14 protein-coding genes are annotated in these 14,451 nt (G+C 68.7%); 5 read left to right on the top strand and 9 right to left on the bottom strand.

The annotated features are described in order from the left end of the window. Positions 1 to 150: 150 nt before the first annotated feature. The 5 genes from SZ55_RS07535 to SZ55_RS07515 form a co-directional block, all read right to left on the bottom strand. The gene (locus SZ55_RS07535) at positions 151 to 492 is read right to left on the bottom strand and encodes a hypothetical protein (protein ID WP_152644449.1); all 342 of its coding nucleotides are present in this window, start codon (positions 490 to 492) and stop codon (positions 151 to 153) included. A gap of 82 nt (positions 493 to 574) precedes the next feature. Then, the gene (gene ilvD / locus SZ55_RS07530) at positions 575 to 2,416 is read right to left on the bottom strand and encodes a dihydroxy-acid dehydratase (RefSeq protein WP_044403649.1); all 1,842 of its coding nucleotides are present in this window, start codon (positions 2,414 to 2,416) and stop codon (positions 575 to 577) included. A gap of 218 nt (positions 2,417 to 2,634) precedes the next feature. Further along, a complete protein-coding gene (locus SZ55_RS07525) occupies positions 2,635 to 3,453 on the bottom strand; it encodes an alpha/beta fold hydrolase (protein WP_044403648.1) in 819 nt (272 codons plus the stop codon). A 2-nt stretch (positions 3,454 to 3,455) separates the two neighbouring features. Then, entirely contained in the window at positions 3,456 to 4,652 is a 1,197-nt protein-coding gene (locus SZ55_RS07520) for a class I SAM-dependent rRNA methyltransferase (RefSeq protein ID WP_044403647.1), read from the bottom strand. A gap of 74 nt (positions 4,653 to 4,726) precedes the next feature. After that, positions 4,727 to 5,266, bottom strand: a complete 540-nt coding sequence (locus SZ55_RS07515) for a type 1 glutamine amidotransferase domain-containing protein (RefSeq protein ID WP_044403646.1) — start codon at positions 5,264 to 5,266, stop codon at positions 4,727 to 4,729. Between the two features lie 193 nt (positions 5,267 to 5,459). On the opposite strand from SZ55_RS07515, the gene SZ55_RS07510 reads away from it, so the two are divergent. From SZ55_RS07510 to SZ55_RS07490, 5 genes are all read left to right on the top strand, one after another. After that, a complete protein-coding gene (locus tag SZ55_RS07510; RefSeq protein ID WP_162484934.1) occupies positions 5,460 to 6,272 on the top strand; it encodes an HDOD domain-containing protein in 813 nt (270 codons plus the stop codon). 30 nt (positions 6,273 to 6,302) lie between these two features. Beyond that, positions 6,303 to 7,115 carry a bifunctional DNA-formamidopyrimidine glycosylase/DNA-(apurinic or apyrimidinic site) lyase gene (gene mutM / locus SZ55_RS07505; RefSeq protein WP_044403643.1) on the top strand — a complete coding sequence of 271 codons (813 nt, stop codon included), beginning with the start codon at positions 6,303 to 6,305 and terminating at the stop codon, positions 7,113 to 7,115. 45 nt (positions 7,116 to 7,160) lie between these two features. After that, positions 7,161 to 7,739: a lysophospholipid acyltransferase family protein gene (locus SZ55_RS07500; protein WP_044403642.1), complete on the top strand. Its 579-nt coding sequence runs from the start codon at positions 7,161 to 7,163 to the stop codon at positions 7,737 to 7,739. A gap of 81 nt (positions 7,740 to 7,820) precedes the next feature. Further along, on the top strand, positions 7,821 to 8,162 hold the full coding sequence (locus SZ55_RS07495; protein WP_044403640.1) for a hypothetical protein: 342 nt from the start codon (positions 7,821 to 7,823) through the stop codon (positions 8,160 to 8,162). A gap of 116 nt (positions 8,163 to 8,278) precedes the next feature. Continuing rightward, positions 8,279 to 10,117, top strand: coding sequence for a Na/Pi cotransporter family protein (locus tag SZ55_RS07490; protein ID WP_044403638.1), 1,839 nt, complete (start codon positions 8,279 to 8,281; stop codon positions 10,115 to 10,117). On the opposite strand, the gene ggt is transcribed toward SZ55_RS07490, so the two are convergent. The 4 genes from ggt to SZ55_RS07470 all read right to left on the bottom strand — a co-directional run bounded on the left by ggt (position 10,101) and on the right by SZ55_RS07470 (position 14,394). Beyond that, positions 10,101 to 11,828, bottom strand: coding sequence for a gamma-glutamyltransferase (gene ggt, locus SZ55_RS07485; RefSeq protein WP_044403637.1), 1,728 nt, complete (start codon positions 11,826 to 11,828; stop codon positions 10,101 to 10,103). The two genes, SZ55_RS07490 and ggt, sit on opposite strands and share 17 nt — an antisense overlap. Before the next feature lie 5 nt (positions 11,829 to 11,833). After that, positions 11,834 to 12,085, bottom strand: a complete 252-nt coding sequence (locus tag SZ55_RS07480; RefSeq protein ID WP_044403636.1) for a YfhL family 4Fe-4S dicluster ferredoxin — start codon at positions 12,083 to 12,085, stop codon at positions 11,834 to 11,836. A 102-nt stretch (positions 12,086 to 12,187) separates the two neighbouring features. Beyond that, the gene (gene coaD, locus SZ55_RS07475; RefSeq protein ID WP_044403635.1) at positions 12,188 to 12,667 is read right to left on the bottom strand and encodes a pantetheine-phosphate adenylyltransferase; all 480 of its coding nucleotides are present in this window, start codon (positions 12,665 to 12,667) and stop codon (positions 12,188 to 12,190) included. 131 nt (positions 12,668 to 12,798) lie between these two features. Then, positions 12,799 to 14,394, bottom strand: a complete 1,596-nt coding sequence (locus tag SZ55_RS07470; protein WP_044403634.1) for a GMC family oxidoreductase — start codon at positions 14,392 to 14,394, stop codon at positions 12,799 to 12,801. Positions 14,395 to 14,451: the final 57 nt, after the last annotated feature.

Raw genomic sequence — 14,451 nt, 5'->3', positions numbered from 1 at the left:
CGTGAAGTTGGGGGGAGCGAGCTCTGCCCGCGAACCGCCTGCTGCGGACGCGTCTGTGTAGGGGCGAATTCATTCGCCCGCTTCCGGCCGGGCATGGGGCCGCTGCACGGCCTTGGGCGACTGAAGTCGCCCCTACATGACAGGTGCACCCTACGGAGCACTGAAGGCGCGAATGATCAGGCTCGTTTCGCGGTTATCGGTGGAGCGTTGGCACCGGTCCAGTGCATCGATCATGCGTTGTAGCGTGGGCTGTGGGTCTATGCCGAGTTCGGCCAGGGCGTCGAGCTCGTCGAAGCCTTCCAGAACCTCCATCAACTCCGTGCTGATAGAGGTGATTGCCAAGGCGTTGCGCAATACAGGGCGCCCCAGGGACCAGATTCCGGTCTCCGCAGTCAGGGCGCCGCTCTTGATGCCTTCGAGAATTCCTCTCGCAAGCGAGGCGATGTAGAACTCGGCGGCGTTCTCTTCGAACTCGAGCTTCAGGTTCTGCATGAGGTCCGGCAGGCTCCTGATGAACAGCAATGGGAATAAAAAGCCCGGCGCGAGGCCGGGCTTTTCCGTTCGCAGGCAGCGCTTACAGGTCGTCCAGCATCGCCTTGTTGCGCACGGCGCCCTTGTCGGCGCTGGTGGCCAGCAGGGCGTAGGCCTTGAGGGCGGTGGAGACCTTGCGGGCGCGGGGCTGCGCGGGTTTCCAGCCTTTCTTGTCCTGCTCGACGCGGCGGGCGGCCAGCTCTTCATCGGACACCAGCAGGTTGATGCTGCGGTTGGGGATGTCGATCAGCACCTTGTCGCCGTCCTTCACCAGGCCGATGGCGCCACCGGCGGCGGCTTCCGGGGAAGCGTGGCCGATGGACAGGCCCGAGGTGCCGCCGGAGAAGCGGCCGTCGGTGAGCAGGGCGCATTGCTTGCCCAGGCCCTTGGACTTCAGGTAGCTGGTGGGGTACAGCATTTCCTGCATGCCCGGGCCGCCTTTCGGGCCTTCGTAGCGGATGATGACGATGTCGCCCGGCTTCACTTCGTCAGCGAGGATGCCCTTCACGGCGCCGTCCTGGCTTTCGAAGATCTTCGCGGTGCCTTCGAACACGTGGATGGACTCGTCCACGCCGGCGGTCTTCACCACGCAGCCGTCCAGGGCGATGTTGCCGTAGAGCACGGCCAGGCCGCCCTCCTGGGAGTAGGCGTGCTCGACGGAGCGGATGCAGCCGTTGGCGCGGTCGTCGTCCAGGCTGTCCCAGCGGGTGCTCTGGCTGAAGGCGACCTGGGTCGGGATGCCGGCCGGGCCTGCCTTGAAGAAGGTGTGCACGGCTTCGTCGTCGGTCTGGGTGATGTCCCACTGGGCGATGGCGTCGGCCATGCTCGGGCTGTGCACGGTGGGCACGTCGGTGTGCAGCAGGCCGCCACGGGCCAGCTCGCCGAGGATGCTGAAGATGCCGCCGGCACGGTGCACGTCTTCCATGTGGTACTTCTGGATGTTCGGCGCCACCTTGCACAGCTGCGGCACCTTGCGCGACAGGCGATCGATGTCGCGCAGGTCGAAGGCCACTTCCGCCTCCTGGGCGGCGGCCAGCAGGTGCAGGATGGTGTTGGTGGAGCCGCCCATGGCGATGTCCAGGGTCATGGCGTTCTCGAACGCCTTGAAGTTGGCGATATTGCGCGGCAGCACGGAGGCGTCGCCTTCGCCGTAGTAGCGCTGGCACAGCTCGACGGCCAGGCGGCCGGCACGCAGGAACAGCTGCTCGCGGTCGCTGTGGGTGGCCAGGGTGGAGCCGTTGCCCGGCAGCGACAGGCCCAGGGCCTCGGTCAGGCAGTTCATGGAGTTGGCGGTGAACATGCCGGAGCAGGAACCGCAGGTGGGGCAGGCGCTGCGCTCGTACTCGGCGACCTTCTCGTCGGAGCAGGAGTCGTCGGCGGCCACCACCATGGCGTCCACCAGGTCGAGGCCGTGGTTGGCCAGCTTGGTCTTGCCGGCTTCCATCGGGCCGCCGGAGACGAACACCACGGGGATGTTCAGGCGCAGGGCGGCCATCAGCATGCCGGGGGTGATCTTGTCGCAGTTGCTGATGCAGACGATGGCGTCGGCGCAGTGGGCGTTGACCATGTATTCCACGGAGTCGGCGATGATCTCGCGGCTCGGCAGGGAATAGAGCATGCCGTCGTGGCCCATGGCGATGCCGTCGTCCACGGCGATGGTGTTGAATTCCTTGGCCACACCGCCGTGCTTCTCGATCTCGCGGGCGACCAGCTGGCCCAGGTCCTTCAGGTGCACGTGGCCGGGCACGAACTGGGTGAAGGAGTTGGCGATGGCGATGATCGGTTTCTTGAAGTCTTCGTCCTTCATCCCGGTAGCGCGCCAGAGGGCGCGGGCGCCGGCCATGTTGCGGCCGTGGGTGGAGGTCTTCGAGCGGTAATCGGGCATTTCGGTGTCCTGCAGGCTGATCAGGTAATGGTCGTGTCGTGAGCGTGAAGGTGCCGGTGGAGAGGGGATGTACCCGTCGTGTCCGGAGATGGCGTGAGGGCGCTGCGGGATCACCGTGCGCTCGGCCGGGGCTCACTGGCCCGCCTGAGGGTGTGGCAGGGGGAATCGGGATTCTAATCCCAGGCAGGCGCCGGGCGGAAGGCCGGCGCGACCGGTGCTCAGGGCTGCCGGCGACAGGCCTGCATCAGCACGTCGGCACTGTGCAGCAACGTGCCGTAGTGGCCGAGGCCGGGCTGCCAGCGCAGGGTGGCGGCACGCAGGTGCTGCACCAGCCCCCGGGCCATGCCCGGAGGCGCCCAGCGGTCGTCCTCGCCGTGCCAGAGGCTGACGGGTGCCGCCAGGTTGTCCAGCTCATCGGCCCAGGGCTGGCAGTAAAGCTGTACATCCCGCAGGTAGGCGCTCGGCCCTTCGGCCAGGGCGCCTTCAAGCACGGCCTTCAACCGGGAGCGCTGTTCCCGGGCGAGGTGGCGCTCGGCACGGCCGACGCCCTGGAACAGCAGGCGTGCCAGCAGCCCCGGGGCGTGCCGGGCCAATGCGCATTGCAGGCGGGCGATCCGTGCCAGGCGTTCGGGGTGGCGCTGGGCGAGGCGGAAGGTGTGGCGTCCGGCGCCCATGCCGTCCCAGCTCTGCGGCCATTCCAGTGGCGCGGCGGCGGAGACCAGCAGGCACTGCAGATCAGCACCGGGCAATGCTGCGGCGACGCGCAAGGCGAGGTGCGCGCCGATGGAGAAGCCCACCAGGCTGGCCGGTTGCCGGTCCAGGGTGCTGGCCGTCCAGTCGATCAGGGTGTGGAGGTAGTCGTGCCCGGTCCGGCCCGGTGCCAGGCTGGCGCGGTCCAGGGCGAGCAGGCGGATGCCGTGGCGCTGGGCGGCGGCCTCCAGCCAGCAGGCCTCCCGGGCGCAGCCCGGGGTGCCGTGGAAGTACAGGGCCAGGGGGCCGTCGGCGCTGCCGAAGGCCCGGACCTGCGGGGTGGTCATGCTCAGCTGTTGGGCAGCAGGCGGACGGTGAGGCTCTTGATGTAGCGGGTTTCGGCGATGGCCGGGTGCACCGGGTGGTCCGGGCCCTGGCCGCCGCGCTCCAGCAGCTGGATGTTGCGGTCCAGGTGGCGGGCGCTGCCGAGCAGGATGTTCTGCAGGTCGTCCTCGGGCAGGTGCATGGAGCAGGAGGCGCTGACCAGGATGCCGTCCTTGTTCAGCAGGCGCATGGCCTGTTCGTTGAGGCGGCGGTAGGCGGCCTCGCCGTTCTTCAGGTCCTTCTTGCGCTTGATGAAGGCCGGCGGGTCGGCCACCACCACGTCGAAGCGCTCTTCGGCGGCCTTCAGCTCCTTCAGGGCTTCGAACACGTCGCCTTCCACGCAGGTGACCTTCTCGGCCACGCCGTTGAGGGTGGCGTTGCGCTCGACGCCGTCGAGGGCGAAGCCGGAGGCGTCGACGCAGAACACTTCGCTGGCGCCGAAGGCCGCAGCCTGCACGCCCCAGCCGCCGATGTAGCTGAACAGGTCGAGCACACGCTTGCCTTCCACGTAGGGGGCCAGGCGGGCGCGGTTCATGCGGTGGTCGTAGAACCAGCCGGTCTTCTGGCCTTCCAGCACCGGGGCTTCGAACTTCACGCCGTTCTCTTCCAGGGCGACCCACTCGGGCACCACGCCGAAGGCGGTGTCCACGTAGCGCTCCAGGCCTTCGGCATCACGGGCGGCGGAGTCGTTCTTCCACAGCACGCCACGGGGCTTGAGCACCTGCACCAGGGCATCCAGCACGGCGTCCTTGTTGCGCTCCATGGCGGCGGAGGCCAGCTGCACCACGAGGTGGTCGCCGAAGCGGTCCACCACCAGGCCGGGGAGCAGGTCGGAGTCGCCGTAGACCAGACGGTAGAAGGGTTTGTCGAACAGGCGCTCGCGCAGGCTCAGGGCGACGTTGAGGCGGTGCACCAGCAGGGACTTGTCCAGCACGTGCTTGACGTCGCGGGAGACCAGGCGGGCGCAGATCAGGTTGTTCGGGCTCAGGGCGACCACGCCCAGGGGCTTGCCGCCGGCGGCTTCGAGGATGGCCTGGTCGCCCGGCTGGAAGGCGTTCAGCGGGGTGGCGACCACGTCCACCTCGTTGCTGTAGACCCACAGGTGGCCGGCGCGCAGGCGTCGATCGGCATTGGCTTTGAGGCGCAGGCTGGGCAGGGACATGGGTCGCTCTCCGGAAAAAAGAGCGGAAGTATACCCGAAGGCGCCCGCCGAGCCTGCTACCGGCGGGCGTCGGCTCAGGCGGCCAGGGCCTCGAGCAGGCGCTGGTTGAAGGCGGGGATGTCGTCGGGCTTGCGGCTGCTGATCAGCCTGCCGTCGACCACCACTTCCTGGTCCACCCAGTGGGCGCCGGCGTTCCTCAGGTCGTCGGTGAGGGACGGCCAGCTGGTGAGGGTCTTGCCCTTGACCAGGTCGGCGCTGGCCAGCAGCCAGGCGCCGTGGCAGATCACCGCGATGGGCTTGTCGGCCCGGGCGGCGTCGCGCACCAGTTCCTGGGCCAGCGGGTCCGTGCGCAGGGTGTCGGCATTGACCACGCCACCGGGCAGGACCAGGGCGTCGTAGTCGTCGATGCGCACGCTGTCGAGGGTGTGGTCGACCCGGAAGCGGTCCGCCGGGGTGGTGTGGTGCCAGCCGGTCACGGTGCCGGCCGTCGGGGCGAGGATGTGGACGGTGGCGCCGGCCTGCTCCAGCGCCTGGCGGGGGCCGGTCAGCTCCACCTGTTCGAAGCCATCGGTAACCAGCAGCGCCACGCGCTTGCCCTTGATCGAGGGGTTCATGCTGCCTCCTGTTCGCGTTGGGGGTATGCAGGTTCCGAGCCGTGGTACCGCCGGAAAGTTCAGCTCAAAGGAGTGTTCTGGCCATCGCCGGCTAGAGTTAGACTGTCGTCCCGAATTCCCTCCCTTGGTCTCCGTTGTCATGGCCCAAGAACTCTCCGCCGAACAGATCCGCCACTTCCTCCAGGGGATCAGCGTGCCGCCGCAGCCGCAGATCATGGTGGACCTGCAGATGGAACAGGTCATGCCGAACCCGGACCTGCGCACCATCGCCAAGCTGATCAGCCAGGACCCGGGGCTCTCCGGGGCGCTGCTGAAGATCGTCAACTCGCCGTTCTATGGGCTCACCAACCGCATCGCCTCGATCCAGCAGGCGGTGAACCTGCTGGGCTGCAACACGGTGATCAACCTGATCAACGCGCAGTCGATCAAGGGCGAGATGACCGACGAGACCATCGTCACCCTCAACCGCTTCTGGGACACCGCCCAAGACGTGGCCATGACCTGCCTGACCCTGGCCAAGCGCATCGGCTACCAGCAGGCGGACGAAGCCTACGCGCTGGGGCTGTTCCACAACTGCGGCATCCCGCTGATGCTCAAGCGCTTCCCGGACTACATGACGGTGCTGGAGGAGGCCTATGCCAGCGCCTGCGACGAGCGCCGCATCGTCGACACCGAGAACCGCCTGCTGAACACCAACCACGCGGTGGTGGGCTATTTCACCGCGCGTTCCTGGCGCCTGCCCGAGCACCTGTGCGAGGCCATCGCCAACCACCACAACGCCCTGGCCATCTTCAGCGACGACTCCGGTCGCGACGCGCCGCTGAAGACCCTGCTGGCGATCCTGAAAATGTCCGAGCACATCTGCTCGTCGCACCTGGTCCTGGGTGGCCAGGCGGACGACCACGAGTGGGACAGCATCCACCGGCTGGTGCTCGACTACGTCGGTCTCTCCGACTACGACTTCGACAACCTCAAGGAAAACATCCGCGAACTGGGTGCCAACTGAGCGCCCTCCCCGCTGTCTGCCGAGATCCACATGCCTGAACTACCCGAAGTCGAAACCACGCGGCGGGGCATCGCTCCCTACCTCGAAGGGCAGCGCGTGAGTCGCGTCGTCGTGCGTGAGCGCCGCCTGCGCTGGCCCATCCCCGAGGACCTGGACGTGCGCCTGTCCGGGCAGCGCTTCGTCGCCGTCGAGCGGCGGGCGAAGTACCTGCTGCTGCAGGCCGAGGCGGGAACGCTGATCGGCCACCTGGGGATGTCCGGCAGCCTGCGCCTGGTGGAAGCCGGGCTGGAGGCCGCGCGCCACGAGCACGTGGACATCGAGCTGGAATCGGGCCTGGCGCTGCGCTACACCGACCCGCGCCGCTTCGGGGCGCTGCTCTGGAGCCTCGACCCCCATGGGCACGAGCTGCTGCGCAACCTCGGGCCCGAGCCGCTGACCGAGGCCTTCGACGGCGACCGGCTGTTCAGCCTGTCCCGCGGACGCAGCATGGCGGTGAAGCCCTTCATCATGGACAACGCGGTAGTGGTGGGCGTGGGCAACATCTACGCCACCGAGGCGCTTTTCGCCGCCGGCATCGACCCGCGCCGGGAGGCCGGCAGCGTGTCCCGCGCCCGCTACCTGAAGCTCGCCGGGGAGATCAAGCGCATCCTCGCCAATGCCATCGAGCGCGGCGGCACCACGCTGCGGGACTTCGTCGGCGGCGATGGCCAGCCCGGCTACTTCCAGCAGGAGCTGTTCGCCTACGGGCGTGGCGGGGACTTCTGCAAGGTCTGCGGCTCCACCCTGCGGGAGGTCAGGCTGGGCCAGCGCGCCAGCGTCTACTGCCCGCGCTGCCAGCGCTAGGGGCTGCTACCGACACCTGCCGAGAACAAGAACAAGAGGTGAACGATGTCCGGCAACTACCTGCCCCGCAATGCGCTTGCGGAGGCACTCGGCCATGCCGTATTCCGGCTCATGGGCTGGCGCATCGAGGGGCAGCTGCCGCCCCTCGACAAGTTCGTGGTGATCGGCGCCCACCACACCTCCAACTGGGATTTCGTGCTGTTCATCGCTGCCAAGTTCATCCTGCGGTTGAACGCCCGCTGGTTCGGCAAGCACAGCATCTTCCGCTGGCCCTTTGGCGCGCTGATGCGCTACTGGGGCGGCATTCCCATCCGCCGGCACCTGAAGCTCAACACCGTGGAGCAGGCCATCGAGGCCTTCGCCGAACACCGCCAGTTCATCCTGGTGCTGTCGCCGGAGGGCACGCGGCGCAAGGTGGAACGCTGGAAGAGCGGCTTCTACCACATCGCCTGCGGAGCCGGCGTGCCCATCGTGCCGGCGGCGCTGGACTTCCAGCACCGGCGCATCGTCATCGGTGCGCCGTTCCAGCCCACCGGGAACGAGGAGGCCGATCTGCGCCAGTTGCTGGCCTTCTACCGCCCCTATGTGCCGAAGAATCCCGACTACGCTTTTAACGGCGATTGATGGCCGTCACGCTGACAAGCCAAATGGCGCTGTTATAGTTAGCCGCACGATTACTCCTACAAATAGCCGAAGGATTGCATCATGAACCTGTTTCGCACTTCCGCTGCCGTCCTGGCGCTGACCACCGGCCTCATGGCGCTTCCGGCGCAGGCCGAGACGGTGCAGCAGCAGAACACCAGCGGCGACCCCACCTACACCGTCAACGCTCCGTCCGGTTTTGCCATGGCCGGTGACCTGCTGATCGCCCGTCCGCTGCTGATCGGTGCCACCGTGATCGGTGCCGGGCTGTTCGTGGTCAGCCTGCCGTTCAGCGCCCTGGGCGGTAACGTCGGCGCTGCCGGCAAGGCCCTGGTGGTCGATCCGGGCAAGGAAGCCTTCGTGCGTTGCCTGGGCTGCACCAGCAGCGGCTACCAGAAGGACTGATCCGTTTCGGCTGCGGCCTGCCAGGCCGTTCACGGCCCCTTGCCCGGTAGCGGGCAAGGGGCCGTTTGCATTGGGGGCCGGCGCTGGACCGGCCCCGCCAGGGATGGAGGGAGTGGATGAAGGGGGTTCAACTGATCGCGCTGCTGGTGCTGGGAGCGGCCGGGCTGGCGGCGAGTTTCTGGTACAGCCCGGGCTGGTTGCAGCTGTGTGCGGGGCTGGCGCTGTTCCTGTTCGGCATGCAGTGCCTGGAGGACGGGCTGCGGCAACTGGCCGGCGGCAAGCTGGAGCAGGTGCTGGCCCGCAGCACCGCAACGCCCTTCAAGGGACTGATGTTCGGCGTGGGCGGCACGCTGTTGCTGCAGTCGAGCACCCTGGTAGCGCTGCTCACCATCGCCTTCATCAGCACCGGGCTGATCCAGCTGGCCGGCGGCATCGCGATCCTCTTCGGCGCCAACCTCGGCGCCACCAGCGGCATCTGGCTGCTGGCCATGGCCGGGCAGAACCTCAGCCTCTCGCCGCTGGCCCTGCCGTTGCTGGTGTTCGGGGTGCTGGCCGGGTTCATCGGCCCGCGCAGCAAGGCCGCCGGGCGCATCGTGCTGGGCATCGCCTTCGTCTTCCTCGGCATCGACCAGATCAAGGACGGCTTCTCCACCTTCGGTGACGGTTTCGACATGACCGGGCTGCGGGTCGATGGCGTGCTCGGCAGCCTGCTGTTCATGGCGGTGGGGATGCTGGTGACCGTAGTGCTGCAGTCCAGCCATGCGGCCCTGATGCTGACCCTCGCGGCCCTGGCCGGCGGGCAGCTGGAGCTGGGCCAGAGCCTGGCGATCGCCATCGGCTCCAATGTCGGCAGCAGCGTCACCACGGCCTTCGTCGGCTCCCTCGGGGGCAACCGCAGCGGCCAGCGGCTGGCCCTGGCCCACGTGCTGTTCAACGTGGTGACGGCGGTGGTGGCCTTCACCCTGCTCACGCCGCTGACCTGGCTGGTACGGGCCCTGGCCGAGCCGGTGGGGCTGGAAGGCAACGCGCTGATCCAGCTGGCGATGTTCCACACCCTGTTCAACGCCCTGGGCGTGGCCCTGTTCTGGCCCTGGCAGCAGCGCCTGGCCGGTTTGCTGGTGCGCTGGCTGCCGGAGCGCGAGGAACCCCAGGTGCTGATCACCGAGCTGGTGGCCGGGCCGGTGGAGCCGGAGCGCACCACGGCCCGCTACCTGAGCGCCCGGGCGCTGGACTCCTCCGAGGCGGCCTGCAGCGCGGTGCTGCAGGAGCTGCGGCACCTGGGGCGGCTGAGCCTGGAGGTGATCTGCCACGCGCTCTACCTGCCGGTGGACCAGCTCAACCGCTCGCGCCCGGACGAGGCTGCCCTGCAGATCATCCCCGAGCGCCTGCACCTGGATGCCGAGGCGCTCTACCAGCGCCATGTGAAGGGCGTCTACGGCGACCTGCTGAGTTTCATGGGGCGCCTGGAAGTGCAGCTGGACGAACCCCACCAGCGCCTCTGGCTGAGCTGCCAGGTGGCGGCCCTGCAGCTGGTGGACGCGGTGAAGGACGCCAAGCACCTGCAGAAGAACCTCGGCCGCTACCTCGGTGAAGGCCCCTCATCGGTGCGCGATGCCTACCTGGACCTGCGCCGGCACCTGCTGGGCGCCTTGCAGAAGGTGCGTGAGCTGGGGCGTTCGGAGCTGCCCGAGGAGGTCTGGAACCAGCACCTGGAGTGGCTGGACGAGCAGGCGGCGGCCTTCGACGGCGCCTTCCGCGAACACCTGTTCGCGGCGGTGCGGGCGGGGCAGCTGGACGGCTTGCAGACCAGCTCGCTGATGAACGACCTGGGCTATGCCAGCCGCATCATCCAGAGCCTGCGCAACGTGCTGATGATCGGCCAGGGACAGGGGCTGTTCAGCGTGATGCGCACCCTTGAGGACGAGGGCGAAGGGAGCCTCATCGAGCTCCGCTGACCGCCTCGGGCTTCCGGGGGGCCAGGGTTTCCGCCAGGCCCACGCCCCGTGGGTCGCTGGCCACCTCGATCTGCCCGCCGCGCTTGTCCCAGAGCAGCACCTGCTGGTTGCCGTAGCGGCGGTCCACCTGCTTGAGGCTGTAGCCACGGGCCTGCAGCTCGGCCTTCTCGGCGGCGCTGAAGGTGTCCGGCTCGTGCTCGACCACGTCCGGCAGGTACTGGTGGTGGTAGCGCGGCACCGCTGCCCAGCGGCTCACCGGCTGGTCGTCGAGGTATTCGAGGATCGACAGCAGCACCATGCTGGGGATGCGGCTGCCGCCCGGGGTGCCGAAGGCGGTGAACTGCGCGTCGCTCTCGATGAAGGTGGGGCTCATGCTCGACAGCGGGCGCTTGCCGGCGGCCACGGCGTTGGCCTGGCTGCCGGCCAGGCCGTAGGCGTTGGCGCCGTTGGGATCGGCGGCGAAGTCGTCCATCTCGTTGTTGAGCAGCACGCCGGTGCCGGGCGGCACGAAGGCGGCGCCGAAGGGCAGGTTCACCGAGAGGGTGGCGGCAACCGCGTTGCCGTCCTGGTCGATGACCACGAAGTGGGTGGTGTGGTCGCCCTCGCGCCAGGCGGGCGCGGGCGGCAGGCTGGCGCTGGGGGTGGCCCGGCGTGGGTCGATGCCGGCGGCGAGCTGCTTGAGGTAGGCCGGTGCCAGCAGGTTGTCCAGCGGGTTGCGGACGAAGTCCGGGTCGCCCAGCAGACCCCGGTCACGGTAGGCGCGGCGCAGCGCCTCGACCACGTAATGGGTGCGTTGCAGGCGGTCACCGTCGCGCCAGGGCAGTTGCTGCAACATCGCCAGGCTCTGGGCCAGGGCCACGCCACCGGCGGAGGGGGGCGGTGCGCCGATCAGTTCGCGGCCGTCGGCCAGGGGGTAGCGCAGCGGCTGGCGCTCCACCACGCGGTAGCTGTCCAGGTCCTTCAGGGTCCAGATGCCGCCGGCCTTGCGCACGCCGGCCACCAGCTTCTCGGCGGTCTCGCCGGCGTAGAAGCCGGCCTTGCCGTAGCGCGCCAGGCGTTCCAGGGTCCGCGCCAGCTCCGGCTGGCGCAGCAGGCTGAATTCTTCGGGCACCTGGCCCTTGGCGTCGAGGAAGATGCGCGCGGTCTCGGGGTCGTCGCGCATGGCGGCGGCCCGGAAACCGGCGCGTTCGATGTACACCCGGTCCACCGAGATGCCGTCCTTTGCCAGGCGGATCGCCGGAGCCAGGCTGTCGGCCAGGGGCAGGCGGCCGTGGTGGCCGGCCAGGTCCGCCAGGGCGGCGGGCAGGCCGGGAATGGCGGCGGCCAGCGGCCCGTTGATGGACAGCTGCGGCTGCACCTTGCCGTTGCGTACGTAGAGGTCGGGGCGGGCCGCCAGGGGCGCTCGCTCGCGGGCGTCGAGGAACAGGTACTCGGGCTTGGCGCCACCCTTGCGCAGCAGGAAGAAGCCGCCGCCGCCGAGGCCCGAGCCATGGGGCTCGGTGACCGCCAGGGCGGCGCTGATGGCGACGGCGGCGTCGAAGGCATTGCCGCCCAGGGCCAGGGTTTCCAGGCCGGCGACGGTGGCGGCGGGCTGGGCGCTGGCAACGGCGGCGCGTTGCGGGGTGGCGGCCTGGAGGGCGGTGCTGGCCAGCAGGGCCAGGGCCGCGATCAGCCCCCGCTGCCAGGGTCTGCCGAGCACCGGGCTGCCCATGCCGGTCAGGCCTTGCCGGTGAGCTTGAGGTACTTGGCCATCAGCTCGTCGCGGCTTTCGACGTTGGCGTCGTCGAGGGGGATGCAGTCCACCGGGCAGACCTGCTGGCACTGCGGTTCGTCGTAGTGGCCGACGCACTCGGTGCAGAGGTTGGGGTCGATGACGTAGATCTCTTCACCCTGGGAGATGGCGCCGTTGGGGCACTCGGGTTCGCAGACGTCGCAGTTGATGCAATCGTCGGTGATCTTGAGGGACATGGAACAACTCCAGCCGTCCAAACACGGCGGTCTATCGGAACAGGAGCGGAATTGTGCCGGAATGCGGGGGCCGGCGCACCACTTGTGCGCGCCGGCCGGCGGTCAGCGCTTGAAGCGCTCGGCCAGGGCGTCGGCCACGGCGGGGTGGACGAACTTGCTGATGTCGCCGCCCAGGGCCGCGATCTCGCGCACCAGGGTGGAGGAGATGAAGGAGTACTTCTCGGACGGGGTGAGGAACATGCTTTCCACGTCCGGGGCGAGCTGGCGGTTCATGTTGGCCAGCTGGAATTCGTACTCGAAGTCGGAGACGGCGCGCAGCCCACGGAGGAACACGTTGGCGTTCTGTTCCTTGACGAAGTGCGCCAGCAGGGTGGAGAAGCCCACTACTTCGACGTTGGGCAGGTGCTTGGTGACTTCCTTGGCCAACCCGACGCGCTGCTCCAGGGAGAACAGGGGGTTCTTCTTGGGGCTGGCGGCGACCGCGATGATCACGGTGTCGAACAGGCGGGAGGCACGCTCGATCAGATCGGCATGGCCCTTGGTAATCGGGTCGAAGGTGCCCGGATACAGCACTCGGTTCATCGCTACGTCCTGGGGTGGGTCCGTAAGGGAGTCGGATGGTAGCGCAGGCCGCACCCTGCGGCAAAGGCGCACAGGTGCGGTTCACGCGGTCCGTCGGATGCCGGGCCCGCCGGGCGCGGGCCCGGCGGGCGTCAGGCCTTGCCCAGGCGCTTGGCCAGCTCGGTGGAGAGCTGGGCGGTGAGGCCGTAGACCGACAGCTGGGGGTTGGCGCCGATGCTGGTGGGGAACAGCGAACCGTCGTGGATCGACAGGTTTTCCAGCTGGTGGTGGCGTCCGAGGCTGTCGGTGACGGCCTGCTTCGGGTCCTCGCCCATGGCGCAGCCGCCCATGACGTGGGCGCTGCCCAGGCGGGTGCGGTACAGCTCCAGGGACAGGCGGTCGATCAGTTCGCGGGCTTCAGCCGGGGTCTTCACGTAGTCGGCGTCGGCGTGCAGCGGCAGCACGGCCTTGGCGCCGGCTGCAAACTGGATCTCGGCCATGGTGTGGAAGGCCCGGCGCAGGCCATCCCAGGTGTAGTCGGTGAGGCGGTAGTCGAGCACCGGGCTGCCGTCGCCGCGCAGCTCCACGGTGCCTTCGGCGCTCTCCGGGTGGAAGCCGTCGCGCAGCAGCGCCAGCATCACGTTGGTGTGGGGCAGCTGCTCCATGCGCAGGGCGTTGTCCTCGCCGAAGCGGCCGAGCAGGGTGGCGGTGAGCGCCGGTTGCAGCGGCGGTACTTCGAGCTTGTAGGACATGCGCCCGGTGGTGCCGTCGTCCCACTGGTAATGGTCGGAATAGATGGATTGCGGCGCGCCGTAGAACGGGTTGATGACCTGGTCGAACTGCGCGGCGGAGAAGTTCACCAGGTGCAGGAAGGTGCGCTTGCCGGCGCGGCCGTGAGGGTCGGGGGCGTCGGAGCGCAGCAGCAGGCCGGGGGTGTTGATGCCGCCGCCGGCCAGCACGTAGTGGCGGGCCTTGACGGTGATGGTGCGGCCGGTGGGGGCGACGCAGCGTTCGTCCATGGCCTGGCATTCGATGCCGGTGACCTTGTCGCCCTGGATCAGCAGGCGCTGGGCACGGGCGAGGTAGAGCAGCTCGCCGCCCTTGTCGAGGGTGGCGGGGATGGTGGTGACCAGCATCGACTGCTTGGCGTTGGTCGGGCAGCCCATGCCGCAGTAGCCGAGGTTCCAGCAGCCGCGTACGTTGCGCGGGATGACCTTCCAGTGCAGGCCGAGCTTCTCGCAGCCCTGGCGCAGCACGTCGTTGTTGGCGTTCGGCGGGATGGCCCAGGGCGCGACGCCCAGGCGCTGTTCCATCTTCTCGAACCAGGGGGCCATCTCGGCCGGGCTGTGCCCTTTGACGCCGTGCTCCTTGGCCCAGTGCTCCAGGGTCGGCTCGGGGGTGCGGAAGCTGGAGGTCCAGTTCACCAGGGTGGTGCCGCCTACTGCACGGCCTTGCATGATGGTGACGGCGCCGTCCTTTGACATGCGGCCGATGCCTTCCTGGTAGAGGGAGGGGTAGGCCTCGGCTTCCTGCATCTTGAAGTCGCTGCTGGTCTTCAGGGGGCCTTCCTCGATGATCAGCACCTTGTAGCCGGCGGCGCTGAGGATCTCGGCGGTGGTGCCGCCACCGGCGCCGCTGCCGACGATGGCGACGTCGGCTTCCAGGGTCAGGTCCTGCTCCAGGCGGGAGCCGTTGTGGGTTTTCCAGCCGCGGGCCAGGCCCTCGGCGAACAGATCAGGTACGGGCATCAGCTCAATCCTCGGTCGCGCCGGCCGGCCTGGCGGTCGGGGCGCGGGGTTCTTGTT

The sequence above is a fragment of the Pseudomonas sp. FeS53a genome, from assembly GCF_000931385.1.
GTDB classification, from domain to species: Bacteria; Pseudomonadota; Gammaproteobacteria; order Pseudomonadales; family Pseudomonadaceae; genus Metapseudomonas; species Metapseudomonas otitidis.
The sequence above is the reverse complement of the archived record's forward strand: the minus strand, read 5'-3'. Positions and strand labels throughout refer to the sequence as shown.